Source organism: Candidatus Rokuibacteriota bacterium, from assembly GCA_016188005.1.
Classification (GTDB): domain Bacteria; phylum Methylomirabilota; class Methylomirabilia; order Rokubacteriales; family CSP1-6; genus UBA12499.
In genome coordinates, this window is record JACPIQ010000016.1 from 29,962 (window position 1) to 51,531 (window position 21,570).

The following is a 21,570-nucleotide window of genomic DNA, read 5'->3' on the forward strand; positions in this document are numbered from 1 at the left end:
GTTCGCGCAAGTCACCACCCGTGGCGGTCCATTCTCACGAACGTCCCGCTCCCGCTCGTGCCGACAACCTGCCCGCCCTCCATTACTACCTCGCCACGGACCATCGTCAGGCGAGGCCAGCCCCGAACCCGGCGACCGGCGAACGGCGTGAAGTCCGACGTCCCGACGAAGCCCCGGGGGTCGATCTCGCGCTCCTCCTCCGGGTCGACGAGGACCAAGTCGGCGTCGGCCCCGACCGCGATCGTCCCCTTCCGCGGGTAAAGGCCGTAGAGCCGCGCCGTGTTCGTGCTGAGAAGCGCCACGAGTTGCTCGAGACGGAGGCGGCCAGCCAGGACGCCCTCCGTGATCAAGAGCGGAAGCATCGTCTCAAGACCGGGAAACCCGGGCCGAGTGCTCCAGATGTCGTCCCCAAGCTTCCCCGAGAGGTGGTTGGAACAGTGGTCACTGCCCAGACTCTCGATCGTTCCATCACCCAGCGCCGCCCAGAGTGCTGCCTGGTCATGGACGCCCTTGATCGCCGGCGTGATCTTGGCAAGCAAAGGGTGGGACTGGGAAGCCCCATCCGAACTCAGGAGCAGGTAGTGCGGACAGGTCTCCCCACTGATCCTGACACCTCGCGCGCGAGCCGCTGCGAGCGTTCGGACGCCCAGCGCCGAACTGATGTGCAGGACGTGGACCGGCGCCCCAACAACGCCGGCGAGGAATGCGACCCGCTGGATACTTTCCGCCTCGATGAAGTCCGGACGCGCATCCGCCCAGCCTTGCAGGTCCCGACGCCCCCTCGCGCGGTGGAGCAGAAGTTCGGCGAGATCTCCGTTCTCGGCATGGACAAGCACGAGCCCGTCCAGCGCCCGCGCAGCCTCAAGCGTCTCAAACAGGACGGCGTCGTTGGCCGAGGTAATACCGAGGCGCTTGCCGTCCTCTCCTCGGTACGCCATGAAAACCTTGAACGTCCGCACGCCGGCGGCCACGAGCGCGGGCAGTTCCAGCACGTGGTCTCGGTTCATGACTGCGACGTGAAAGCCGACGTTCACCAGGGCACTGGCTTCGACTTCGGCGGCGCATCGCTTCAGTACGGGCATCGCCGCGCCCGCCTCGATCACGAAGCTAAGCAGGGTCGTGACCCCTCCTGCGACGGCCGCTCTCGTCTCCGTCTCGCAGTCCCGCTCGAACGGCAGTACGAGGCCCAAGTGGACGTGCGGATCGATCATGCCGGGCAGAAGCCACTGCCGCTTCGCGTCAATCGTCCGGCGCGCCCTCGGCAGGCTCGTGTCGCCGCCGACAGCCGTGATACGACCACCGGCAACCGCGACACCACCGGACACGACGCCCCCCGGCGTGACCATCTGCGCGTTACGGATGACGCAATCCGCCATGCTCATGTGGCCGAGCCGACCGGTGCCTCGTCGGCTGCTCGCGCCAACTGCCACGCATCGGTGGGGCAGTTCACCACGCAGAGGTTGCATCCCGTGCACAGCGCTTTGTCGAGGACCAATCGCTGTCCCGTGATCGACAACGCCATGCATGTCGTCTCGGCACAGATCCCGCACAGCGTGCACTTGTTCTCCTCGAGCAGGGGGTACGCGCGTGCGAAATCGTCGTACTCCACCTCCCCGATATACCGATGGCTCGCGCCAACGAGCTCCTCGACCGAGCCGAACTCCTGCTCTTCCAAGTACCGCTGAAGGAAGCTCTTCGAGTGGCGGATCAGCTTCACGCCGCGCCAGAGGATCCCCGAGGAGAACTGCACCGTCCGGGCCCCCAACAACATCGCCTCAACGGCATGCTCCGGGTCCAGGATCCCCCCCACCGCTGACACGGGAATCCGGACGTGCAACGAGATGGCGGCGACAAACTTGTACATGAGAAAGCGATCCCACGGGCCAAAGGCCGCGGAGAAGTTGAACCGCTTGGTAAAGGGATAGGCCGACCGCCCCCGCGTCCGCAGGTCGGGTGGGGCGATCGAGACCGGCGCGTTAATGGCCGAAATGGCGTCGGCCCCTGCGTCCCTGATGCCCTGGGCCACATGAATCAACTGGGGGTAACCGATCTCGGGTGTCATCTTCACCATAACCGGCACATCCACGGCCTTCTTGACCGCGCGGGTGATCTCCCGCAGCAGCGACGGAACCTGACCTACGAGGAACCCTGGAGCACGGGGAAACTCGCCGTCTCCATCGAACTCGCCGGCGCTGAGCGGGCACGACGTGTCGAGCTCGAGCATGTTCGCGCCCTCGGCCACCATCTCCCGCGCGATCGACGCCCACGTCGCCGGGTCGGCGGACCCCCCCATCACGTTGGCGATGATGGGCACACCGATTCCTCGGAGGCGGTACAGCAGCTCGAGTCCAAAGTCCCGATTGCAGAGGTTCTTCACGTTCAGCGCGAGCCCGAAGAGGCCGATCTGGTGGAAGGGTGGCCGGCCACGCGCCGCGATCATCCGGCGGGCAGGCTGCATCCGGGATCCGTCGGAGCCGGGTAAGGACAGGATACAGGGGGTGCAGACTGCCCCGGCTCCCGCGTCCACATGACGTCGCAAGAGGTCGGCCATGCCCTGCGGGTCGACCCGGGACACCGACACCTGCGACGCGACGAAAAAGGGGTTGTCGAAGTGAATCCCGCAGAAGTCGACCGCCAGGCTCATCTACCAACTCCTTGGAAGGCGTCTCGCCCGATCCGGCCTCACCATCAGAAGGACGGCGGGGTGATGACCCAGATGGAGGTCGCGGGCTCGTCCCCCGGGTTGTTGTACCAGTGCGGAATGACGCTCTGGTAGGAGATGCTGTCGCCGGTTTCGAGGACGTAGGTTTCGTCCCCGAGATGCACCTCAAGCCTCCCGGACAGCAGCACGCCGCATTCCTCGCCCTCGTGCGAAAACGGCTGTTCCTTGTTTGACGACATGTGGGGGGGCAGTTCCACGTACACGACTTCCAGCTTCCGGTAAACATCGGGTGTCAGCAACTCGTAGATCGGTCCCTCGACCGCCGCCGCGTCCCTGGGAATGAGCCGCTTGCGCTCGTGGCGCCGCACCACAACCCCCTCCGTCCGTGGCCCTTCGAAGAACGTCCCGATCGGCACGTCGAGGGCATAGGCGATTTTTGCAATCGTGAGGAACGAAGGGTTGCCGACACCACGCTCGAGCTGGCTCAGGAGCCCTGCCGAGAGACTCGCCTTCTCGGCTAGCCCCTCCAGGGAAAACCCTCGCGCCGCGCGAAGCTCCTGGAGCTTCGCGGCGAACTTCGCGAGGACTGCCGTCGCTCCCCCGGGATCAGGCAGGCGCCCGGCGCCTGGGGCCTTCCGCCCCTCGACGTCCTCAACCCCCTTTCCCGTCGCTGAAGATTCCTGCCCCTCGTTGCTCATCGAGCCTGAGGCCCTTCCCCCGTCATCGCCCGTCGTGTCACGTCCCGCAGTCCGCGTTCCCCGGTGATCCTCCTCATCCGCGCGATTAGGTCGTCGATCCGGACCCCCTCCACGGTGCCGCCGCTCACGATCGCCTCACCATCGACGAACACATCGTCAACGTCCTGCCCGGTGCAGCAATACACTAGGTTGCCGTAGGGGTTGTTCCAGGGCTGTACGTGGAGACTGCGTGTCCTGATCGTGATGACGTCGGCGCGCTTCCCCACCTCCAGGCTGCCAATTCGCTGTTCAAGCCCGAGCACCTGCGCTGCCTTGCTCGTCGCCAATCGGACGACTTCCTCGGCTGGCAGGAACATCGGATCGGCGCTCTGCACCTTGCCCAACAGGGCGGCGCACCGCATCTCTTGGAAGAGGTCCATGCCGTTATTCGATGGCGCGCAATCCGTGCCAAGCGCCATGGAGACACCCGCGCGGACCATCTCGTCAACCGGCGCGATCCGCGCCTCGATCTTCGCGTTGCTGACAGGACAATGCGCGACGTGCGTTCCAGTCCCGGCGAGCAAGGAGACTTCCTCCGTCGTCACGTAGAGGCAGTGGGCGGCGATCACGTCCGGGCCGAGGAAGCCAATGTCATACAGGTAGGAGACCGCGCCCATGGCTCCGCGAGCCCTGACGGCATCCACTTCCTCCTGCGACTGCGCCACGTGGATGAACATCTTGGCACCCGTATCGTCGGCCAAGCGCCGGATCGTCCGGAGAAGCTCGGTCGAGCACGTGTCGGTTGCGTGGGGACCGAACCCCGCGCTGATGCGGTTCTCGCCGGTCACCCCCCAGCGGCTGATAAGCGCCTCCGCCTTGTCGAGCTCCGGTCTCCGCCCTACATCAAGCAACGACGTCGTCACGACCGCGCGGATACCACTTTCCACGAAGGCATCCACGATCGCGTCCATGTGCGCGTAGCGGTCGGCCACGCACGTAACGCCGTTGCGCAGCATCTCGTAGCACGCCGCCAGCGCAGCGGTTTTCAAATCGTCTGGCGTCACCCGTGCGTCGAGGGGCCAGATGTAATCCGATAGCCACGTTCCGCGCGGGGCATCGTCGGCCAACCCCCGGAACAGGTTCATGCAGGCGTGCGTATGAACATTGACGAGCCCGGGCATGACGACGTGATCGCGGACGTCGCGGATCTCCGCGTCGATGATCTCCGGGGCTCCCTCCTGAGGCCCCACGTAGGCGATGCGAGAACCCTCCATGAGCAGGGCACCCGGATCGAAGATGTCGCCCGAGGCGTTCATCGTCATGACCGTTCCGCCCCTCAGCACCCGCCACATCCTGTGCCCCTTGCTCCCACCGCTCATCGCCACGCCACCGACCCCCTCATGCCTTGAGCCCGGACAGCGCCACCCCTTTGATGAACTGACGCTGACCGACAAGGAAGATGAGGAAGATCGGCAGCGAGGTGATGACGGCAGCCGCCATCAGCAGATGCCAGTCTGCAAAGTACTGGTCTTTGTAACTGCTCAGACCCAGCTGGAGTGTCCGCATCTCAGGTTTGGTCGTCAGGATCAGCGGCCACAGAAATGCATTCCACGACTCCGTAAACGTGAACATGCCCACCGTCGCGAGCGCTGGCTTGGCCAGCGGGAGATAGACGCGACAGAAGGCCTGGAACTCCGAACATCCATCGATCCGCGCCGCGTCCAGCAGATCCGGGGGCAGCATGCTGAAGAATTCACGCATGATGTACACTCCCAATGTCGTCGCCATCCCCGGAAAGATCAGGGCACTATACGTGTCGATCAGACCCGTCCCACCGGTGCCCAAGAGGTCGTTCCCGCCCGCCAGCGGAACCGCGCGGAACATGATAAACAGCGGGATCATCGTCACCTGCACGGGGATCATCACCGTCCCGAGAATGAAGGAGAACAGCACGCCGCGTCCCGGGAAGCGCAGCCGCGCGAAGGCATACCCGGCAAGTGAGTCCAGGATCAAGACGCTCAGTGTCGAGACGCCTGCCACGATAAGGCTATTAATGAAGTACCGCGAGAAGTCGAGCTTGACCAGCGCCTCCCGGTAGTTGTCAACGCGCAGGGCGCTGGGGATCAGCCGCGGAGGCCAGGCGAACACCTCGGCGGCGGGCGTGACCGATGTCGAGAGCATCCACATGAACGGGCTCACCATCACGACCGCCCCGCCCATGAGTACGACGTAGAGCAGGAGCCGGCCAATACGCTTGAGCACGAGGGGCCTGAGCGCGACGCAGCGCGAATGCTGCCCGTGCCCGTCCGCCAGCACGAGAATGTCGGGCCGTCCCGGGCCCGTCACGCCAGTCATGCGCATCTCCCCGCTAGTACCGAAACGCCCGCGCCGACAGGCGGAGGCTCAGAAGCGAGGCGGTGAGGATGATCGCGAAGAGCACGAACGCCATGGCCGACGCGTAGCCCATCTTGAAGTACTGAAACCCGTTCCGGTAGATCTCGAACACCACGGATGTCGTCGCATCGGCAGGGCCGCCCGCCGTCAGCACGAAGATCTGGTCGAACACCTGCAGGGCAAAGATCCCGGTCATCAGCCAGATCAGCAACGTGGTCGGCAGCAGAAGGGGCCACGTGACGCTCCAGAACCGCCGCCATGCATTCGCGCCGTCGACACGGGCGGCTTCGTAGAGATGAGCGGGGATCCCCTGGAGACCCGCCAGGTAGATGACGATGTTATAGCCCAGGTTCTTCCAGATCCCAATGAGGATGATGCTGGGCAGCGCAAGCGCGGGATCATCGAGCCAGCCCTGGCGTGGAATGCTGAGGAGGCTCAGGGCGTAGTTCAGCACGCCGAACTGCGCGTTGAAGATGTAGAGCCAGATCATCGAGACCGTAACCATCGATGCGACGGCGGGGATGTAGTAGGCCGTGCGGAAAACCGCCAGCCCCTTGATCTTCTGGTCGAGCATCATCGCGAACACCAGCGCCAGCACGGTGGCCGGGAATACGGTGCCCACCGTGTAGAGGACTGTGTTCCAGACCGCGCGGCGGAAGATGTCGTCGTCGAGGAGCCTCAGGTAGTTCGCCAACCCGACCCACCGCGGCGCGTCCGTGATCGAGTATTCAGTGAAGCTGAGGTAGAGGGCCCCGAGGGCCGGCACCACGCGCACCACGAGGAACAGCGCCACCATCGGCAGCACAAAGGCGAGTCCCGCCAGCGCCTCGGGCTTCCGTCGCAGTTCTCGCGCAAGACTCATCCGCGATGGTCCTTCCACCCGCACGGTCAGGTACGGTCGCTATGCGCGCTTACTGGGCGAGCAGATTGTTGACCTTCTGCGCCGCCGCGTCGAGGGCGTCCTTCGCAGACCGTCCTTTGAGGTAGACCTCATCGAGCGCGGAGGTCAGGATGCGAGAGATTTCCGCCCACTTCGGATGCTTCGGCAGTGGGCGCCCGACCTTCGCGACTTCGAGGAACTGCGACACCCACGGATTCGTCCGGACGTAGTCCGACGTCATGGCCGCCTTCAGCGCGGGCAGCGTGTCCTCTCCGGCGAGGAACTGGACCACGATGTCCGTGTTCATGGTCATGAACCTCAGGAGTTTCAGCGCCTCGACCGGGTACTTGGTCCCCTTCGAGATCCCGAACATCTCGCCCGACAATTCCATCGCGGGGACTTTGTTGATCGGCGGCACCGCGATCCCGATGCTGTCCCGCAGCTGGGGCGCGTCGCGCATAACCCCGCGCGTCGCGTTATTCGAAACGAGCATCGCGACCTTGCCTTGCATGAAGTCAACAGGGTCGTTCTTGATGCTGCCCGGCTTGTCCACTTTGTACCTGTTCAAGAAGTCGGCGAGGAACTCGACGGAGGCGACGCCCTCTTGACTGTTGAAGGTCGCCTTCTTCCCGGCGGCATCGAAAACGTCGCCCCCATTGGACCAGAGGAAGGCGAGCCACATCTGCACCGTCTTGTACGGATGACTCGTTGGAATCCAGAAGCCGACCCGTTCGATGTTGCCCGATGCGTCCCGCTTGACCAGCTTCTGCGCGTACTGGCGCAAGTCGTCCCATGTCCGCGGCGCGCGGTCGTATCCCGCCTCCTTCAGGAAGTCCTTTCGGTAGAAGAACGGGCGCGGGCGCATTGCCCAGGGGATCGCATACACGCGGTTGTCCCAGACACCGCTGTCGAGCGCGTTCTCGGCAAAGTCGGCGCGGTTGATGTGTTGGTCGAGAGGAGCGAGGATTCCGTGAACGGCCCAGGCCGCGACGTCCACACTATAGAAGCTGAGGACGTCAGGTCCGGCACCCCCGGCAAACGCCGTCAGGATCTTCTGCTGGTACACCGTCCAGTCGAGTGTGAGCGCCTCGACCTTGATCCCGGGATTCGCCTCCTCGAAGCGCTGCACCACTCCCGGCAAGACCCGCTGGTGGTACGGACCTGACACCCAGAGCTTGAGGGTCACTGGCTTTGCCTGAGCGACTCTCACGTCGAACGCGCTAGGCGCACCCTGCGACGTCCCCACGCCCACGGCAAGAAACATCCCCAGCAGTCCTACAAACAGAAGACCCGCAAGTACCATCGCTCGACGTGCATTGCTCATCGCCAGTCCCTCCTGCCCGGTTTCTGTAGCGTCTTCATTATAGTGAAGAAGCGTCAAGGGGAAAATATATTGAAGGCTTTTCACTTGTCAATCGGAAAAAAAACAGGCAGGGTCCGCCTGCCGGTCGCGGCGCCGCCGAGTCCAAGCTGGCAGCCGGGGTCCCCCACGTGGGGCCCCGCTCGGCCCGGCGCCGCGCGGCCGAGGGGCCGTCAACGGCGCTGGTGCCTCTTGCACGCTCAACAAACCGAATCGTCATATCCCCCGCCCAAGGTAGGCGTCCATGACGTCGGCCCAGCGGGTGCGCCGGGCGAAGTCGATCTCGCGGTAGTGGAAGGCCGGGTTTCGGAATGCCGGGAGGTGGATGGAGAGCCCGCGCGCGGGGTCTACCCGCGATCCGGTGTGCGCCTCGGCGAACAGCGGGCTCCGCGCGGCTCTGCCCTCTATGGCCCGTCGCAGGTCCTCGCACCCGTGACGGATTCTCCGGCGATCGGTCGAGCGCGCCAGCTCCGTGGCGAAGTGGTGAAGATCCACGTAGGCGTCGTCGAAGAAGCGCAGCGTGCGGTGCCAGGCCAAGCGGAGGGCAGCGACCATGCCAGCCCTGCGGAGGCCCGCGAGCAGCGCCAGCGCGAGGGCACATCCATCGCCTCCACCAAGTCGTCGATCTGGTCGAGATCGATGGCGGACTGGGTGGCATCCAGGCCGGTGCCCTCGTAGGACTCGATGTAGCGGCGGACGATGGTGCGCCCAGCTCCTCGGGGCCCACGGTGGGCTTCGCGGCGAGGTCGCCGAGGATCGCCGCGTCGGGCCAGCCGGCGCCGGGCTCGATCTCCTCCGAGCCCATGAGGATCTGGGCGTGGTCGCGGAGCTGGTAGGCCACCTCGATCATGGTCATGAGACAGGCGTCCATGCCGACCAGGTCCACCTTCGGGCCGAGGAGGCGCGGTCGGTGTCTACGGGCGGCGGCAGCGGCTCAGATTCCGACACCGACCAACGCCGCCCGGCCAGCAAGTCACGGTAGCCTTTGCCGACGGCCGCGCCCGTCAGGGTCTCCGCGATCGCGGGCCGAGACCTCCACGAGGTGGCCGTCCATGGTCAGCTTGGCGATCGAGATGGTCGGGACCATGCCGCGGTTCGCCACGGGCATTACATGCAGTAGCTCCTCGGCCGTCCAGATTCGCCCGCGGCTCACGTCGTCTCGTACCAGCGCCTCAGCCTGCCGGTCATCGGGCACAAACCAGACCGTCTCGCCATGCCAGGGCACCCGGACCTCGAGCGGCGCGCCGTCGCGCGCGTACTGATCAAGGGGCATACCGACCAGGCGGGCCACGGCCGCGGCGAAGCCCGGGTCGCCGGCGCGGAGCACCGGTGGCGGCGCCTCCACCTGGGTCGGAGCCTGCCCGGCGGGGCGTCCGGCCCTGGACAGGGTCCCCAGCAGCCGCTCGATCTGGGGCTTCAGGTCGGCCATCGGAGGGGCCCGCTTCCTGCCTTTTCGTGCAGAAACCGGTGACAACCGGTGCAAGCGGTGACACGCCAGTATTCATGCGGGTTGTCACCGCTTCTGCACTGAGCGTCCCGGCTCGATGCACGAAGTGGTGACACGCCGCTATTCATGCGGGTTGTCACCGCTTGCACCGGTTGTCACCGGATTGGAGCCGGAAAAGGTGGATGAGGTGGTGCCGTCGGGCTCCTCGGCGGCGTCGGCCGACCCGCCGGACCGGGCCCGGAGGTCGGCGAGCTGCTCGGCCTGGAGGGCATAGCACCAGCGGCGCCGGTCGCCGGCGCGCACCTGCTGGCGCACGATCCCAAGGGGGTTCAGGAGGCCGGCCAGCCGGCGGGTGCTCTTCAGCCACTCCCACCCGGAACGGGCCCGGAGGGCCTCGAGTAGCTCGGCGGGGGTGGGCGTCTCGCCGATCTTCGCCCGGAGCGCCTCCAGCGCCTCCAGCAGCCGGGCCGTGGTCCCCGCCTCGGCGTCGGCGTCCCTCACGGTCCCCAGGTCGCGAGCCAGGTCGAGGAGTTGCCGGGTGCGGCTGCCGTCGTCCTCGGCGTCGGCGACCAGGGTGATGGCGACGAGCGGCGACCAGAGGTCGACGGCGCGGTCGTCGATCCCCTCCTGCTCCAGGAGGGTCGGGGCGCCGTCGTAGGCGGTGAGGACGTTCTGGATGTGCGTGAGGCAGGCGAGGGCGCACTGGTCGCGGAGGCTCTGGGCGTCGGTGTCCGTGGAACGACCGAGCCGCGCGACGGGCTCCGAGCGGCGCCGGCGCAGCATGAAGAGGGGCAAGGCCCGGTCCTCGAGCGTGTCCTTGAGGCCCATGATGCCGGCCAGGACCCGCGGGGCATAGACCTCGTAGGGCTCCTCCACGAAGCGCTCGCCCCGCTTCTCGAGCCGCGTCACCACCCCGCCCCGCTCGAAGCCGACGTTGAGCACGCTGATCAGCGCGTCGAAGCGGTCCTTGTCGCCCCGGAGCGTCTCCACCTCGTCGAGGAGCTGGGCGCCCCCGGTCCGGGCGGCCGAGCGGTAGAGCTGCGCTTCCGTCGGGTGGGCGGTGACCGGTGAGGCGTTGAAGCAGACGCGGGCCAGGAGCCCGAGGAGCCGGCTCTTGCCGCACCGCTTCTCCGCTGACCGGATCGAGAGGTACGGGAAGACGCGGAAGGCCCGGTAGCACCACGTGGCGAGCGTCCACGCGGCGATCCAGAGCGCCGTGCGCCGGTCCCGGAGGACGACGTAGCGGGGGAAGAAGTCCGCGAGGGCATCGAGCGCGCGGGCGATCGAGCCCGACTCGCCGGTGGTGAGCCAGCGGACGGCCGCCTCGCGGCTCACGGTGGAGGGCCCGGGCTCGGCGTGGCGGAGCCCGAGTCCCGTGGGCAACTGGTCCGCGCGGTATGCCTGGCGCGTGGACGCGATGACGACGAGGGCCTTGTCGACTGGGAGCCCGTACCAGAGCACGCCGTCGGCGACGTCCTGCGCGGGATGGAGCACGCGAACCGCATCGACCCGCTCGAGGAGGTCGAGCGCGGTCCCTTCGGCGCCGGCCTCGTCGGGTTCCTCCTTTCGCTTCACCCAGCCGCGCCACCATGCGCTCGTCCGGCTGAAGGCCGCGTGCTTCAGCACGAGCCGGGGGAGGGCGGTGAAGGCATCGAGCGGCTGCGCGCAGAGGTAGTCGTCGAGGCCGACCTTGGCGCCGTCCGGGCCGGACGGGAGCTTCAGCACGCTGACCCTGGCACCGCGCCCCTCGATCTCCTTGCCGAGGGCGAAGACCGGCTGCAGGAGATCCGGGCGCGTCCAGACATCCGAGTCCGGGACGATCCCCGTCTCGCGCTCGCACCAGTCGATGCGGTCGAGGTCCGCGATCGGCCGGCCGCCGTGCTGCCAGTTCCAGAGTCCGCCGACCGCCATGCAGGCGAGGCCGTCCTGATTCGCCTTGAGCGCCTTCTTCTCGCCCTCCGTGATCAGAAGCGGGACGGTCGGATCGGCAAGGGCCGCGTGGGCGCGCGCCGGGATGTAGAGCCTGGGCGGCGTCCCCGCGCGCTGGTAGTAGCGCATCGTGTGGCCCTGGCCGTCGGGGACAGGAGGGAAGAGCTTGCAGCGGAGGAAGGCGTTATCGCGGCGTCGGGGCCCACCGCCGGAGCCGCCGCTGTCGAGGGAGCTGCTGTTGCCGTGTGAGGCGGCGCCGCCCTCCGGCGCAGCGCTCGGGCGAGAGGCGGCGCTCGCGCGCGGGGCGCCGCATCCCAGCGAGGCCCCCTCGTAGGGAAAGACGAGGACGTGCCGGACCTTCTCGGCGAGCCGGGGGCCGAGCAGTCGCGCGAGATCGCCGGGCGGCGGCGTGTGGAGGCCGGCCTCGATGATCGTGGCATCGGAGAGTCCTGATCGGCGCAGATCATCGAGGGCCTCCGTGTGGAGAGACAGCGCGCTCGTGGCTCGCGCGGCTGGCTGCGCGGGCTCCGGCGCGCCGTGCGGGGTCGGATCCCCGGCGTCGGGTCCGGGCAGACTCCCGGGCGCATCTCCTCGCGCGAGGCCAGACGTCATGCTCGGCCCCGGCACCTCACGCGGGTCCAGCCCGTCGCCCGCGCCCGGCGTGGCGGGCGGGGCCAGCCCGTCCAGCGAGCCCGGCGTGTCGCGCGGGGTCGAACCCGCGGCCACGGGCGGGCCCACTTGCTCGGCCTCATCTCGAAACGCTCGGCCGACCGTCATCCTCGGCCCCAGAGCCCGCGCCGCGCCTCCCGGGCCTCGCGCTGGAGATTCAGGAAGCGCCGCTGGTACTTCACGTTCGGCGGGATCGTCATGACCTGGGCGTAGCCCAGGCGGACCATCTCCGCGTTCGCGATCACACGCTTCTTCGCCTGCTCGACCCACACGTAGGCGAGGAGGCGCCCATATCCATCACGGCGGACCGTATCAAGCTCCAGGCGCACGTCCCGCCCGGCCACGAGCCGCTGATTGACCTCGCGGGCCCGGGCGCCTCCCTCGCGCCAGCCGCGGGCTTGAGGATGCGGGATCTCCGGGGCGTTGACGCCGATGTAGCGCACCTTCTCGAGCCGCTGGCCGACTTGCACGTGGATCGTATCCCCGTCCACGACCCAGACCACGCGGCCCCTCATCGAGGCTCGTGGTTCCGTTCCGCGCCGGGATGCGCGCCGAGAAACTCCGCCCACGCCGTCCGCCGGGCGAAGTCCAGCTCTTGGTAGTGGGCGGAGGAGTCGCGGTATGCCGGGACGTGGAGCGAGAGCCCGCGGCCAGGGCGGCAAGCTCACCGCGGGCCCGTGATCCCGAAGTCGCGCATCAGGCGGAGCAGATAGGTCCGCTGGAGCCCGAGTGTCCGCGCCGCCCGCGTGCGGTTGCCGCCGCTCTGGCGCAGCGCGCCCGCGATCAGGCCCCGCTTGAAGCCGAGAATGGCCGCATGCCAGGTCTCCGCTGCGGCCGGCGAGGCCAGCGCCGCCGAAGGCCGCTCCGGCAGCAATGTGCGCGTCGGCGGTGAGGTGCGCGGTGAAGTCAGCCACAGGGCCGCGACGGTCGGCATGGTCGTCATCTCCCTTCTCCCAGATAGGCCTCGAGGAACTCCGCCCAGCGGGTGCGCCGGGCGAAGTCGAGCGCCTGGTACTGCACGGACGGGTTCCGGTAGGCCGGGAAGTAGATGGACAGCCCCCGCGCCGGGGCCATCCGCGGGCCGGCATAGGCCTCGGCGATGAGGGGGCTCTCTGCGCCCTGGCCCTCGATGGCACGGCGCACGGCGCCGCAGGCCTGACGGATGATGCGCGCGTCGGTGGCCCGGCCAAGCTCCACGGCGAAGTGGTGGAGGTCCACATACGCGTGCTCGAAGAAGTGAAGCGCGCGGCGCCAGGCCAGATGTAGCGCCGTGGCGACATGCGCGCGACGCACGTCGCGGAGCAGCGCCCGCGCGAGGCCATCCACCGCCTCCACCAGATCGTCGAGCCGGCCGAGATCGACGGCGGACTGTGTCGCCTCCTCGGCGCCGTGCCGGTAGGACTCGACGTAGCGCTGGACGATGGTGGCGCCGAGCTCGGCGGGCGTCATCGTCGGGTTCTTCGTGAGGTCGCCAAGAATGGCCGAGTGGGGCCAGCCGGGGCCGGGCTCGAGCTCCTCGGAGCCCACCAGGACCTGGGCGTGGTCCCGGAGTTGGTAGGCGACCTCGATCATGGTCATGAGGCAGGCGTCCATGCCGACCACCTCCACCTTGCGCCCGAGGAGGCGGTGGGCCCGGGCCAGCAGGCGCTTGAGCTCCTGGTTGTCGAGGCAATCGCCGGAGGTGTCGTCGTAGGCAATGCCGCGGCTGATCGGCGGCTGCTGCTGGAGCTGCTCGCGGGTGGTGTGGAAGAGCGGGCGCTTCCGCCGGCGCCGCCGAGGCTCGGTGGCCGGAGACGGGCCGCCGCGCTCCCGCCTGTCGGTGCCCCGCGACAGCATCTCCGGCGGCACGTAGAAGCCGGAGCCGTGGTTCATGAGGATCAGCGCGGTCCTCTCGGCCGGGTAGCGCTCGACGCCGAAGCCGATGAAGCCCTCCAGCACTCGCGCGTCGCCGGTGTTGGTCGGGCCGAGATCGGCCAGGAGCCGGGAGTGGATCCGCCGCGGATCCTCTCCCCGCGTCACGTAGTAGCGCCGCGTGCCATGCCAGTTCCCCTTGGAAGCGTCGTGGCCGGGGGAGCGGTCCACCTGCGCGAGGACCTCGACCGCGCCGGGCGTGGACCCCACCCGTTCCATCTCGGCGAGGTCGGCGAGGAGTTCGCCCTCGAGATCGTTGTCCGCCGCCATGTAGGCCAGGATCAGCCACTCGGCGGTGGGCCGGCCGGCGTCGGAGGACTTGTCGTGCGGCGGGAGGCCCGGCCGGGGGCCGGGCTTGCCGCGGGAGTTGCGCCCTCCGCGGGGGTGGAAGAGGAACGGGCGCTTGCCGGGGACCGGGTCGGCCATGGGGTCTCCTCCTACGAGGTGCGGAAGGGTGAGAGCCGCCGCGGCCTCGCGCCGGCGGGGCTCCCCTCAAGCAGGCCCGCCGCCAGCAGCACGAGCGTCGCGATCTCGGCGTGGTAGATGTCGCGATGGGCCCCGATCAGCCACTCCGTCCGCGTCACGATGCGGGAGCCGTCCACGTTGATCGCGGGACATCGGGGCAGGCCGCTGCGCTGCACGTCCACCAGGTCGAGGTCGGGCGCCCCCACCCCCCGCGCGCCCACGGCGCCCATGGCGCTCCGGACCACCGCCTCGCGCGCCCGGCCGAGCCAGCCAGGGGGCGCCGCGACGCGATCGATCTGGTCGCCGCCTGTCACCGCGGGGTAGAGGCTGTGAAGCGCGCGATCGTGGACCGAGCGCAGGGCGACGAGGGGGCCGGTGAGGCGCCGCCCGGCGAGCACCGGGCGGTAATGGCCCGGTCGGTGCGTGCCCGGGACCTCGTCGGCGAAGGCGAAGGCGGAGAAGGCGGCCAGCAGCAGGACCAGGCTCTGGGGGCCGAGCCCGCCCATCACCGCCGAGGCCAGGAGCTTCGCGCCGAAGGAATGCCCGATCAGGTGAAGCCGGGGCGCCTTGTCGCCGAGGGCCGCGAAGAGCGGCGCCACAAGCTCCCGGCCGAGGCGCTCCCCCACCTGCCCCGCGCGGCGCTTCATGAGCCAGAACGACAGCGCGTGAAGCGGCGAGAGGAGGGCGCCGCCACGGCCGCTGTCGCCCCGGGTCGCGCCGTCGGGCGCGGCCCCGTCGCGCCAGGCGCCCACGGCCCGCGCGCCGTCGCGGATGCGGCGCAAGAGGGCGTCCAGCTCCAGCTCCTCCTCGGGGCCGAGCGGCACCTCGGTTTCGATGAGCCCTGCCACGAGCCTGCCGAGCAGCCCGGGCTGGCTGCGCGCGAGGTCTCCGAGGCCCCTCAGCAGCTCGGGTCGAAGCGCCTCTGCCGGGTTGCGGGCTCCCGCCTCGGGCTCGGCGAAGGACTTCGAGGGCCAGTGGACAGCGACGCGCAGCGCGGCGACCCGATCCCCCAGCGGGCGGAGTGCGCCGTCCAGATGGGCGAAGAACCGCTCGGCGTCAGCCCGGGCCTCGGCCTCGTCACAAAGCCAGCCGTGGCAGAAGAGGAAGCAGTCGCTGGCCGCCGGGAGGCGCCCCTCGAGGGCGTCCAGCCCTCGCGGCTGCGCCGGCCGGCCATCGCGCGTGAGCGGGATGAGGATCATCTCCCGGCCGCGAGGGCGCAGGCTCGTCACGGCCCTGCCACCTTGAGCGCGCGGGCGATCTGCTCGAGGAGCTGGATGATGCGGTCGAGCTTGGCGCCGAGCGCCTGGGTGAGCCACAGCACGAGATACAGCGAGATCGCCCCCGGCACCCCCACCAGCCCCAGGAGCCGGCCCCAGCCATTGAGGCCGTTGGTGCCGTTCTGGGCGCCGCTCGGCGGGGGCGCGCAGGGCGGCTCGGGGCGGCTCACTCGCCTTCTCCGTGAACCACGACGGCCACCGCGAGCCAGAGGGCCCGCAGGCTGTGCTCGGACATCGCCACGTTAATGCTCTCCTGGCCGTGGACCAGGGCGAGCACGGGGCCGGTGGGCGTGCGCATGATCGTGGGATCGCACAGGCCATGCCGGAAGTCGCATTCGATGCGGGTCGTCATGTCAGACGCCGCTCCGCGCCCGCCGGAGCTGGTGCAGCTCCTGGGGGGTCAGCTTCACCTTGAGCGCCGCCGCCTCGTGCTTGTACTGCTCCGCCCTGTGCCTGGCCCCGGCGATCTCCGCCATGCCGCTCTCGTACGTCGAGCGGTAGCCGGCGGCGCGCCCCTCGAGCTGGAGAATCTTCCGCACCTTGTCCGATCGGCACTCGTCCATGGGGGTCTCTCCTCTCACTGCGATGTGGTGGTGGGACTGCTGGGGGGCGTGGCCGCGGCGTCACCAGCCCTGGGCCGCGGCCCCGGCTCGGCCCGGCCGCGGTGAAGCTCGGCGAGCTGGCCGCCCGTGAGCGTCCACTCGATGCCCTGGGCCCGGTCGAGCAGTCGGTGTACCTCGGTCTTCGCCCGCGTCGCCCGATCGCGCGCCCGCTCGTAGCGCGTCAGGAGGCGGCGAGCGCGCGCCTCGAGCGCGAGGATCTTCCGCACCTTCCGCGAGCGGATCGGTGCCGGGGTCATGGCGTCAGATCGGCCGCGTGAGCCCGGCGGGATCCACGGGGCGCGTCGGCTGCGGGGTGGCTGAGGGCGTGGGAGACTTCTCGGGCGGGCCGCATCAGTCGAGCGTCCCCTCGAGCCACTCGCTGTCGGCGGCGAGGATCCCGTCCCGCATGGCCAGCCCCGCCGTCTCGATCCGGCCCCGCACCTCGGCGAGCTTCTCCTCGGTGAGGGCCGCCAGCTTGGCCGGCACGCGAACGCCCTGCTCCGTCACCTCGCCGCGCTGCTGGCCCACGAGGAGCCGCCACTCCGCCCACTGCCCCCAGCCCCCATCGGCCGTCACGACGACCCAGCAGCCGTAGCGAGGGATGCCAGAACCCTCGGGGTTGCGCTGGATCATCGCCGCGACGCGCACCCCGTCGAGCTTCCCCTGCTCTTTCACCTCGGTGAGCAGCGCGCTCAGCGAGCCGTGGATGATCTTCATGACGCCCTCCTCGGCACGGGATCGTTTCAACTGCGGCGCCGACGGGAGGGGAGAAGAGCAGGAGGGATGCCACGTGGAGGAAGGGCGTCGCAGCTGCGAGCGAAGTGCCTGCGAGCGCTGCGCGATCCAGCGGCTCGTCCCGCGCCGGAGTCTATCCCACGCTCGTGTCCGTTCGGCGCGCGCCGGGCCCCTTGTCGATTAGTTGTCGATTACTTGTCGATTGCGGCGCTGTCTTGTCGATTACGGGCCCGCTCCAGCGGTCTCGCGTGTCGATTCGAGGGGTATTCCCCGACGCGTGAGAGAGACCCGCGAGCCTGCCACGACACACTTCGCCTGCGTTGTCGCGGAGTTCCGCGTCTCGGCGAATCGACAAGCGGCTTCGCGGAATCGACAACTAATCGACAACCCCTCCCTCGATGTGACCGGGGCCCCGGAGGAGATCTGGTCGGGCGTCGCAAAGAACATCGTGCACTTCCAGGCCCTGGGAGAGCGCAGCGCTGTCGGGCACGCTCCTTGCGCTTCAGGAGCGTCAATGCGATTCAGGAGCGGCAATCCTCACAAGGAGGCGACGCCAGTGGACCGATTGTTGACCCTCAAGGTGATCGCGGCTCAGACGGGAACCTCCCAGGCCTTCTGGCGCAAGCTCGCCGCGCGGCGGGAGATCCCCGTCGTCAGGCTCGGGCGCGCCTGTCGCGTGCGCGAGGCAGACCTCGAGCGCTTCCTTGCCGAGCGGTGCCGGGGGGTGCGGGAGACGCCGCAGTGAGGCGGAGCCCCATCACGGCAGGCGCACGGCCCCCGGGGCCCGGTCGGCGATGCAGGCCGACCTCGTCGGAGCGCCTGGGGGCCAGGCGGGTGCGCGATGTGACGGAGGCGGGTGACCCCGGGCAACGCCCTGTCCCCTTCACTGGCCCTGAGCGCCGGCGGCGCCGGCATCCGGGGACCCGCCGCTCGGCCCCGTCTCCGTGACCCGCGGATCCGCGCGGGGCTGCTCCATCGCGCCCGGCGCCGTTCCCCCTCGGGCCCTGCGTGCGCATCCCCCTTGACAGGGCGGTGTCTCATACGATATCAGTAAGGGCATGAGCCTCCTTCTCCGCCACTGGCGGGAGCGCCGGGGGTACTCGGTCCGCGAGCTGGCCCAACGGGCGGGCGTCGGCCACGTCACTGTCGTCAGGATCGAGAACCACCACCTCTCCCCCACGGTTCGCATGCTGGAGAAGCTGGCCAAGGCGTTGGAGATCACGGTGCGGGACTTCTTCCCGGCCGCGCGACGGCGGGGGAAGCGGAGGGCGCGATGACCAAGCGGGGACGGAAGGTCAGGGGCGTGTTCGAGCGGGACGGGCAGTGGTGGATCCGGTGGTCCTGCTCCCTGGGCCACGACCACCGGCAGCCGAGCGGGGAGTCGAAGACGGCCGCCGGGGAGGAGCACAAGGCCAAGCGCGCCGAGGTGCGGGACGCCCGCAAGGCGGGGCGCCAGTGCTGCCCCAAGCTCGTTCACCGCGAGCGGCCGGCCCTGTTCGAGCAGATCCTGGCCGACTACATGGAGCATAGCCGGCGCAACAAGCGCTCTCATGCCAGCGACAGGCCCAAGGAGGAGCGGTTCACAGCGCTGTTCAGGGGCCGCCTCGCCTCCGACATCACCTCGAAGGAGATCGAGGACTTCAAGGCGGCCTTCCTGCAGGAGCCCCGCAAGCCCAGGCCGCGCAAGGCGGGGGCCCGCCGCTCGCGCCGCCGCCGCGCCCAAGCCCAGGAGACGGGCCCCCGCACCGTCGCCACGGTGAACAGTTACCTGAAGTTCCTCAAGGCCGTCTTCAACCGCGCCATCCGTCAGGGGCGGCTGACCTATAACCCCGTGAAGGCCGTCAAGCTGTATCGGGAGAATAACGCCCGGAGCCGGTGCCTGAGCCAGGGGGAGGAGCGGCGCCTCCTGGAGGCCCTCCCCGAGCGGCTCCGGCCCTTCGTGACGCTGGCCCTCCACACGGGGATGCGGCGGGGCGAGCTGCGGGCGCTCAAGTGGGAGGACGTGGACTTCTCGACCGGCGCGATCCACGTCAAGCAGGACAAGGCCGGCGATGGCCGGTGGGTCACCGTGAACAGCGTGGCACGGGAGGCCCTGCTCTCCGTCAAGCGCGAGCAGAAGATCCTGAGCCCCTGGGTGTTCTGCTCCCCCGAGGGGAAATTCCTCCACAACTTCGAGCGCGACTGGCGCCCCGCCCTTGAGGCCGCGAAGATCCCCGACTTCCGCTTCCACGACACCCGGCACACCTTCGCCTCGCGGCTGGCGATGGCCGGCGTGGACCTCTACACGGTCCAGCGGGCGGGGGGCTGGAAGACCCAGGTGATGGTCCAGCGCTACGCGCACCTGAGCCCCGACCACATGCGGGCGGCGGTGGAGCGGCTGGCGAACGCCGCACGCCAGGGCGCCACGGGCAGCAAGACCGGGACTGCGTCCTGATGACGGTGATGCGCGACGGGGGCCCGAGAGACGATGGGGCGCGGCCGGCACCCCGCTGGGGCCCCCTGCGATGCCGAGGCGACGTTCTGGGCTGCTCGGTTCGGGTGAGGTGGCTCAAGGCCAGGTGGCCTGGATGGGCGCATGACGGTGGCACACCATCGGCCCTTGGACCGTTCGAGAGCCTCCTGAGGTAAACTCCAGCCGGGGGGAATGCCATCATCAAGGCTCGGAGGCATCCAACGATCGAGACGGGCCGGGATCCCAGGGAGATCCCCGCCTACGGGGTCATGGACGCGGCAAGGTATCTTCGCATGCCCGCGGCGACCCTGAGGTCGTGGGTTCTCGGACGGTTCTACCCGACCGCCAGGGGCCGGGAGTTCTTCAGACCCGTCATCCACCTACCCCAGCCAGAGTGGCCGGTGCTGTCCTTCGTCAATCTGGTGGAGGCTCACATCCTCGAGGCCATCCGTCGCCGGCACGAGATCCCCCTTCGCAAGGTGCGCTCGGCGGTGGCGTTCCTCGAACGGCATTACACCTCCAGGCATCCGCTCGCCGAATACCGGTTCGAGACAGACGGCCTGGATCTCTTCATCGACAAGGCGGGCCTGCTCATCAACTTGACGCAGGACGGGCAGCTGGCGATGCGCGAGCTGGTGAGGGCTTACCTCCGCCGCATCGATTGGGATCTGAAGGGGCTGCCCATTCGCCTCTTTCCCTTCATCAGGAAGCGCGAGCCGGAAGAGCCGAGGGCCATCGTGATCGATCCGTTCGTCTCCTTTGGACGCCCGGTGTTGACGGGGACGGGAATCGCAACGGCAGTGATCGCGGAGCGCTTCAAGGCGGGGGAATCGGTCGACGACCTCGCCCGGGACTACGACCGAGGTCCCCTTGAGATCCAGGAAGCCCTCCGCTGCGAGCTCCCGCTCGAAGCCGCCTAGCCAGCCGCCACCTCTCTTCATCGATCGGTCCCTCGGCCGACACGCCATCCCCGACGCCCTCCGGATGCAGGGTATCGAGGTCCACGTCCACGATGACCACTTCCCTCAGGACGCTCGAGACGAGGAGTGGCTTCCTGAAGTCGGGCGGCGGGGATGGGCGGTAATCACCAAGGACGCGAAGATCCGGTACCGCCTCACTGAACAGGCGGCTCTCATCGCCGGTGGCGTCCGTGCGTTCGTCCTGACCCGTGGCGATCTGACTGGTCCCGAGATGGCGGCGACCGTGGTGGCCGCCTTGCCCCACATCGCCAGGTTTTCCATCCGACACGAGCCGCCATTCATTGCAAGGATCGCCCGCTCCGGCAGAGTCCAGATGCTCTTCAAGCCCCGAGGGCCCCGACGAGCCTGATGGCCTCTCCCGTGCGCGCATGCGCGCCCGCCGGCGAGCGAAGAGCAATCCCGAGGGCGCAACCGGCACTAAAACCGGCACTCAGGCCTGGCGGCGTGGAAGGCGCCGCGGTGGAAGTCCCTGAAAGACAATGGCGCGCCCGGCAGGATTCGAACCTGCGACCCTCGGCTTAGAAGGCCGATGCTCTATCCAGCTGAGCTACGGGCGCGCAAGGACCTACGCGACAGCCGAGGCCAGTCTACACGGCCTTGGCGGATCTTGTGCTGGACCGAGCGCGGCACCTTCCGAGGATCGCGCCCCCCGTCAACCTCGCGGGGGCGAAATCCGAGGTTGACACCCCCCGGGCCAGGCGTTATCCGTTGTGCGACGTGGCGAACGCGGCGGCGCCGGTGAGCGGCGCCGACTGTGGCATCATCTACAGCTCGGACATCAGTTCAGAGGCCATCGAGACATTCTGTGGCATCGGCTCTGTGGCATCGACTCCTGGGCTCCTGGGGCGGCCAGCGTCCGAATCTGGCTGTTGTGTCAAGCGGCGCCCCACCCGACGGCGCCGCCCCGGCCTCGGCCGCACCCGCCCCCCGACACCCATTGTGTTAGCTACGCTCCCTTCTTGTCGACGTCGACGCCAATATGGTCCATGGCTGGCCTCTCCTCTCTGCGCCGTTGAGCGCGAGTAGCTCTTGTGGGGCAGTCTATGCCACCACGTCGAGCGAGAGGCCAGCCGCTTCATGACATCTACGCTCGCGACGTGGTGCGCTCCGGGTGACCCGCGCGGGCGGGA

General features: G+C 68.8%; 24 protein-coding genes and 1 tRNA gene. 5 read left to right on the forward strand and 20 right to left on the reverse strand.

Annotation, left to right across the window (positions count from 1 at the left end):
* Positions 1 to 11: 11 nt before the first annotated feature.
* The 19 genes from HYV93_04665 to HYV93_04755 all read right to left on the reverse strand — a co-directional run bounded on the left by HYV93_04665 (position 12) and on the right by HYV93_04755 (position 16,990).
* Complete coding sequence (locus HYV93_04665; protein ID MBI2525255.1) at positions 12 to 1,382, reverse strand: amidohydrolase family protein; 1,371 nt, start codon at positions 1,380 to 1,382, stop codon at positions 12 to 14.
* Positions 1,379 to 2,644: a 4Fe-4S binding protein gene (locus tag HYV93_04670; protein ID MBI2525256.1), complete on the reverse strand. Its 1,266-nt coding sequence runs from the start codon at positions 2,642 to 2,644 to the stop codon at positions 1,379 to 1,381. The genes HYV93_04665 and HYV93_04670 overlap by 4 nt, the downstream gene beginning before the upstream one ends.
* Before the next feature lie 44 nt (positions 2,645 to 2,688).
* Positions 2,689 to 3,360 carry a cupin domain-containing protein gene (locus HYV93_04675; GenBank protein MBI2525257.1) on the reverse strand — a complete coding sequence of 224 codons (672 nt, stop codon included), beginning with the start codon at positions 3,358 to 3,360 and terminating at the stop codon, positions 2,689 to 2,691.
* The gene (locus HYV93_04680) at positions 3,357 to 4,661 is read right to left on the reverse strand and encodes an amidohydrolase (protein ID MBI2525258.1); all 1,305 of its coding nucleotides are present in this window, start codon (positions 4,659 to 4,661) and stop codon (positions 3,357 to 3,359) included. Before HYV93_04680 ends, HYV93_04675 begins: the two co-directional genes overlap by 4 nt.
* 76 nt (positions 4,662 to 4,737) lie before the next feature.
* The gene (locus HYV93_04685; protein ID MBI2525259.1) at positions 4,738 to 5,694 is read right to left on the reverse strand and encodes a carbohydrate ABC transporter permease; all 957 of its coding nucleotides are present in this window, start codon (positions 5,692 to 5,694) and stop codon (positions 4,738 to 4,740) included.
* A 13-nt stretch (positions 5,695 to 5,707) separates the two neighbouring features.
* Positions 5,708 to 6,595, reverse strand: a complete 888-nt coding sequence (locus tag HYV93_04690) for a sugar ABC transporter permease (GenBank protein ID MBI2525260.1) — start codon at positions 6,593 to 6,595, stop codon at positions 5,708 to 5,710.
* A 49-nt stretch (positions 6,596 to 6,644) separates the two neighbouring features.
* On the reverse strand, positions 6,645 to 7,937 hold the full coding sequence (locus HYV93_04695; GenBank protein MBI2525261.1) for an extracellular solute-binding protein: 1,293 nt from the start codon (positions 7,935 to 7,937) through the stop codon (positions 6,645 to 6,647).
* A 37-nt stretch (positions 7,938 to 7,974) separates the two neighbouring features.
* On the reverse strand, positions 7,975 to 8,844 hold the full coding sequence (locus HYV93_04700; protein ID MBI2525262.1) for a hypothetical protein: 870 nt from the start codon (positions 8,842 to 8,844) through the stop codon (positions 7,975 to 7,977).
* Between the two features lie 102 nt (positions 8,845 to 8,946).
* A complete protein-coding gene (locus HYV93_04705) occupies positions 8,947 to 9,402 on the reverse strand; it encodes a hypothetical protein (protein MBI2525263.1) in 456 nt (151 codons plus the stop codon).
* Positions 9,403 to 9,540: 138 nt separating this feature from the next.
* Positions 9,541 to 12,087 (reverse strand): DUF3854 domain-containing protein, encoded by a 2,547-nt coding sequence (locus HYV93_04710; protein ID MBI2525264.1) that lies wholly within the window; start codon positions 12,085 to 12,087, stop codon positions 9,541 to 9,543.
* A 35-nt stretch (positions 12,088 to 12,122) separates the two neighbouring features.
* The gene (locus tag HYV93_04715) at positions 12,123 to 12,533 is read right to left on the reverse strand and encodes a thermonuclease family protein (GenBank protein ID MBI2525265.1); all 411 of its coding nucleotides are present in this window, start codon (positions 12,531 to 12,533) and stop codon (positions 12,123 to 12,125) included.
* Positions 12,534 to 12,682: 149 nt separating this feature from the next.
* Entirely contained in the window at positions 12,683 to 12,961 is a 279-nt protein-coding gene (locus HYV93_04720) for a hypothetical protein (GenBank protein MBI2525266.1), read from the reverse strand.
* Positions 12,958 to 14,355 carry a hypothetical protein gene (locus HYV93_04725; protein MBI2525267.1) on the reverse strand — a complete coding sequence of 466 codons (1,398 nt, stop codon included), beginning with the start codon at positions 14,353 to 14,355 and terminating at the stop codon, positions 12,958 to 12,960. The genes HYV93_04720 and HYV93_04725 overlap by 4 nt, the downstream gene beginning before the upstream one ends.
* An 11-nt stretch (positions 14,356 to 14,366) precedes the next feature.
* Positions 14,367 to 15,623 (reverse strand): hypothetical protein, encoded by a 1,257-nt coding sequence (locus HYV93_04730; GenBank protein ID MBI2525268.1) that lies wholly within the window; start codon positions 15,621 to 15,623, stop codon positions 14,367 to 14,369.
* Positions 15,620 to 15,841 carry a hypothetical protein gene (locus tag HYV93_04735; GenBank protein ID MBI2525269.1) on the reverse strand — a complete coding sequence of 74 codons (222 nt, stop codon included), beginning with the start codon at positions 15,839 to 15,841 and terminating at the stop codon, positions 15,620 to 15,622. Before HYV93_04735 ends, HYV93_04730 begins: the two co-directional genes overlap by 4 nt.
* A complete protein-coding gene (locus tag HYV93_04740; protein ID MBI2525270.1) occupies positions 15,838 to 16,023 on the reverse strand; it encodes a hypothetical protein in 186 nt (61 codons plus the stop codon). Before HYV93_04740 ends, HYV93_04735 begins: the two co-directional genes overlap by 4 nt.
* Position 16,024: 1 nt before the next feature.
* A complete protein-coding gene (locus HYV93_04745) occupies positions 16,025 to 16,234 on the reverse strand; it encodes a hypothetical protein (GenBank protein MBI2525271.1) in 210 nt (69 codons plus the stop codon).
* Between the two features lie 14 nt (positions 16,235 to 16,248).
* Complete coding sequence (locus tag HYV93_04750; protein ID MBI2525272.1) at positions 16,249 to 16,530, reverse strand: hypothetical protein; 282 nt, start codon at positions 16,528 to 16,530, stop codon at positions 16,249 to 16,251.
* Positions 16,531 to 16,624: 94 nt separating this feature from the next.
* The gene (locus tag HYV93_04755) at positions 16,625 to 16,990 is read right to left on the reverse strand and encodes a hypothetical protein (GenBank protein MBI2525273.1); all 366 of its coding nucleotides are present in this window, start codon (positions 16,988 to 16,990) and stop codon (positions 16,625 to 16,627) included.
* A gap of 532 nt (positions 16,991 to 17,522) precedes the next feature.
* On the opposite strand from HYV93_04755, the gene HYV93_04760 reads away from it, so the two are divergent.
* From HYV93_04760 to HYV93_04780, 5 genes are all read left to right on the forward strand, one after another.
* Positions 17,523 to 17,753, forward strand: coding sequence for a helix-turn-helix domain-containing protein (locus HYV93_04760; protein ID MBI2525274.1), 231 nt, complete (start codon positions 17,523 to 17,525; stop codon positions 17,751 to 17,753).
* 313 nt (positions 17,754 to 18,066) lie between these two features.
* A complete protein-coding gene (locus tag HYV93_04765) occupies positions 18,067 to 18,285 on the forward strand; it encodes a helix-turn-helix transcriptional regulator (protein ID MBI2525275.1) in 219 nt (72 codons plus the stop codon).
* Positions 18,282 to 19,442, forward strand: a complete 1,161-nt coding sequence (locus HYV93_04770; GenBank protein MBI2525276.1) for a site-specific integrase — start codon at positions 18,282 to 18,284, stop codon at positions 19,440 to 19,442. Before HYV93_04765 ends, HYV93_04770 begins: the two co-directional genes overlap by 4 nt.
* 287 nt (positions 19,443 to 19,729) lie before the next feature.
* The gene (locus tag HYV93_04775; protein ID MBI2525277.1) at positions 19,730 to 20,380 is read left to right on the forward strand and encodes a DUF433 domain-containing protein; all 651 of its coding nucleotides are present in this window, start codon (positions 19,730 to 19,732) and stop codon (positions 20,378 to 20,380) included.
* Positions 20,331 to 20,789: a hypothetical protein gene (locus HYV93_04780; GenBank protein ID MBI2525278.1), complete on the forward strand. Its 459-nt coding sequence runs from the start codon at positions 20,331 to 20,333 to the stop codon at positions 20,787 to 20,789. The genes HYV93_04775 and HYV93_04780 overlap by 50 nt, the downstream gene beginning before the upstream one ends.
* Positions 20,790 to 20,920: 131 nt before the next feature.
* Here HYV93_04780 and HYV93_04785 read toward each other — a convergent pair.
* Positions 20,921 to 20,997: transfer RNA gene (locus tag HYV93_04785), tRNA-Arg, on the reverse strand.
* Between the last annotated feature and the right edge of the window lie 573 nt (positions 20,998 to 21,570).

Coding starts and splice junctions, on each gene's coding strand:
- HYV93_04665 (MBI2525255.1), bottom strand. CDS start 1,382: ATGAGCATGGCGGATTGCGTCATCCGTAACGCGCAGATGGTCACGCCG.
- HYV93_04670 (MBI2525256.1), bottom strand. CDS start 2,644: ATGAGCCTGGCGGTCGACTTCTGCGGGATTCACTTCGACAACCCCTTT.
- HYV93_04675 (MBI2525257.1), bottom strand. CDS start 3,360: ATGAGCAACGAGGGGCAGGAATCTTCAGCGACGGGAAAGGGGGTTGAG.
- HYV93_04680 (MBI2525258.1), bottom strand. CDS start 4,661: ATGACGATGAACGCCTCGGGCGACATCTTCGATCCGGGTGCCCTGCTC.
- HYV93_04685 (MBI2525259.1), bottom strand. CDS start 5,694: ATGACTGGCGTGACGGGCCCGGGACGGCCCGACATTCTCGTGCTGGCG.
- HYV93_04690 (MBI2525260.1), bottom strand. CDS start 6,595: ATGAGTCTTGCGCGAGAACTGCGACGGAAGCCCGAGGCGCTGGCGGGA.
- HYV93_04695 (MBI2525261.1), bottom strand. CDS start 7,937: ATGAGCAATGCACGTCGAGCGATGGTACTTGCGGGTCTTCTGTTTGTA.
- HYV93_04700 (MBI2525262.1), bottom strand. CDS start 8,844: ATGGACGCCTGTCTCATGACCATGATCGAGGTGGCCTACCAGCTCCGC.
- HYV93_04705 (MBI2525263.1), bottom strand. CDS start 9,402: ATGGCCGACCTGAAGCCCCAGATCGAGCGGCTGCTGGGGACCCTGTCC.
- HYV93_04715 (MBI2525265.1), bottom strand. CDS start 12,533: ATGAGGGGCCGCGTGGTCTGGGTCGTGGACGGGGATACGATCCACGTG.
- HYV93_04720 (MBI2525266.1), bottom strand. CDS start 12,961: ATGACGACCATGCCGACCGTCGCGGCCCTGTGGCTGACTTCACCGCGC.
- HYV93_04725 (MBI2525267.1), bottom strand. CDS start 14,355: ATGGCCGACCCGGTCCCCGGCAAGCGCCCGTTCCTCTTCCACCCCCGC.
- HYV93_04740 (MBI2525270.1), bottom strand. CDS start 16,023: ATGACGACCCGCATCGAATGCGACTTCCGGCATGGCCTGTGCGATCCC.
- HYV93_04745 (MBI2525271.1), bottom strand. CDS start 16,234: ATGGACGAGTGCCGATCGGACAAGGTGCGGAAGATTCTCCAGCTCGAG.
- HYV93_04750 (MBI2525272.1), bottom strand. CDS start 16,530: ATGACCCCGGCACCGATCCGCTCGCGGAAGGTGCGGAAGATCCTCGCG.
- HYV93_04755 (MBI2525273.1), bottom strand. CDS start 16,990: ATGAAGATCATCCACGGCTCGCTGAGCGCGCTGCTCACCGAGGTGAAA.
- HYV93_04760 (MBI2525274.1), top strand. CDS start 17,523: ATGCGATTCAGGAGCGGCAATCCTCACAAGGAGGCGACGCCAGTGGAC.
- HYV93_04765 (MBI2525275.1), top strand. CDS start 18,067: ATGAGCCTCCTTCTCCGCCACTGGCGGGAGCGCCGGGGGTACTCGGTC.
- HYV93_04770 (MBI2525276.1), top strand. CDS start 18,282: ATGACCAAGCGGGGACGGAAGGTCAGGGGCGTGTTCGAGCGGGACGGG.
- HYV93_04775 (MBI2525277.1), top strand. CDS start 19,730: ATGGACGCGGCAAGGTATCTTCGCATGCCCGCGGCGACCCTGAGGTCG.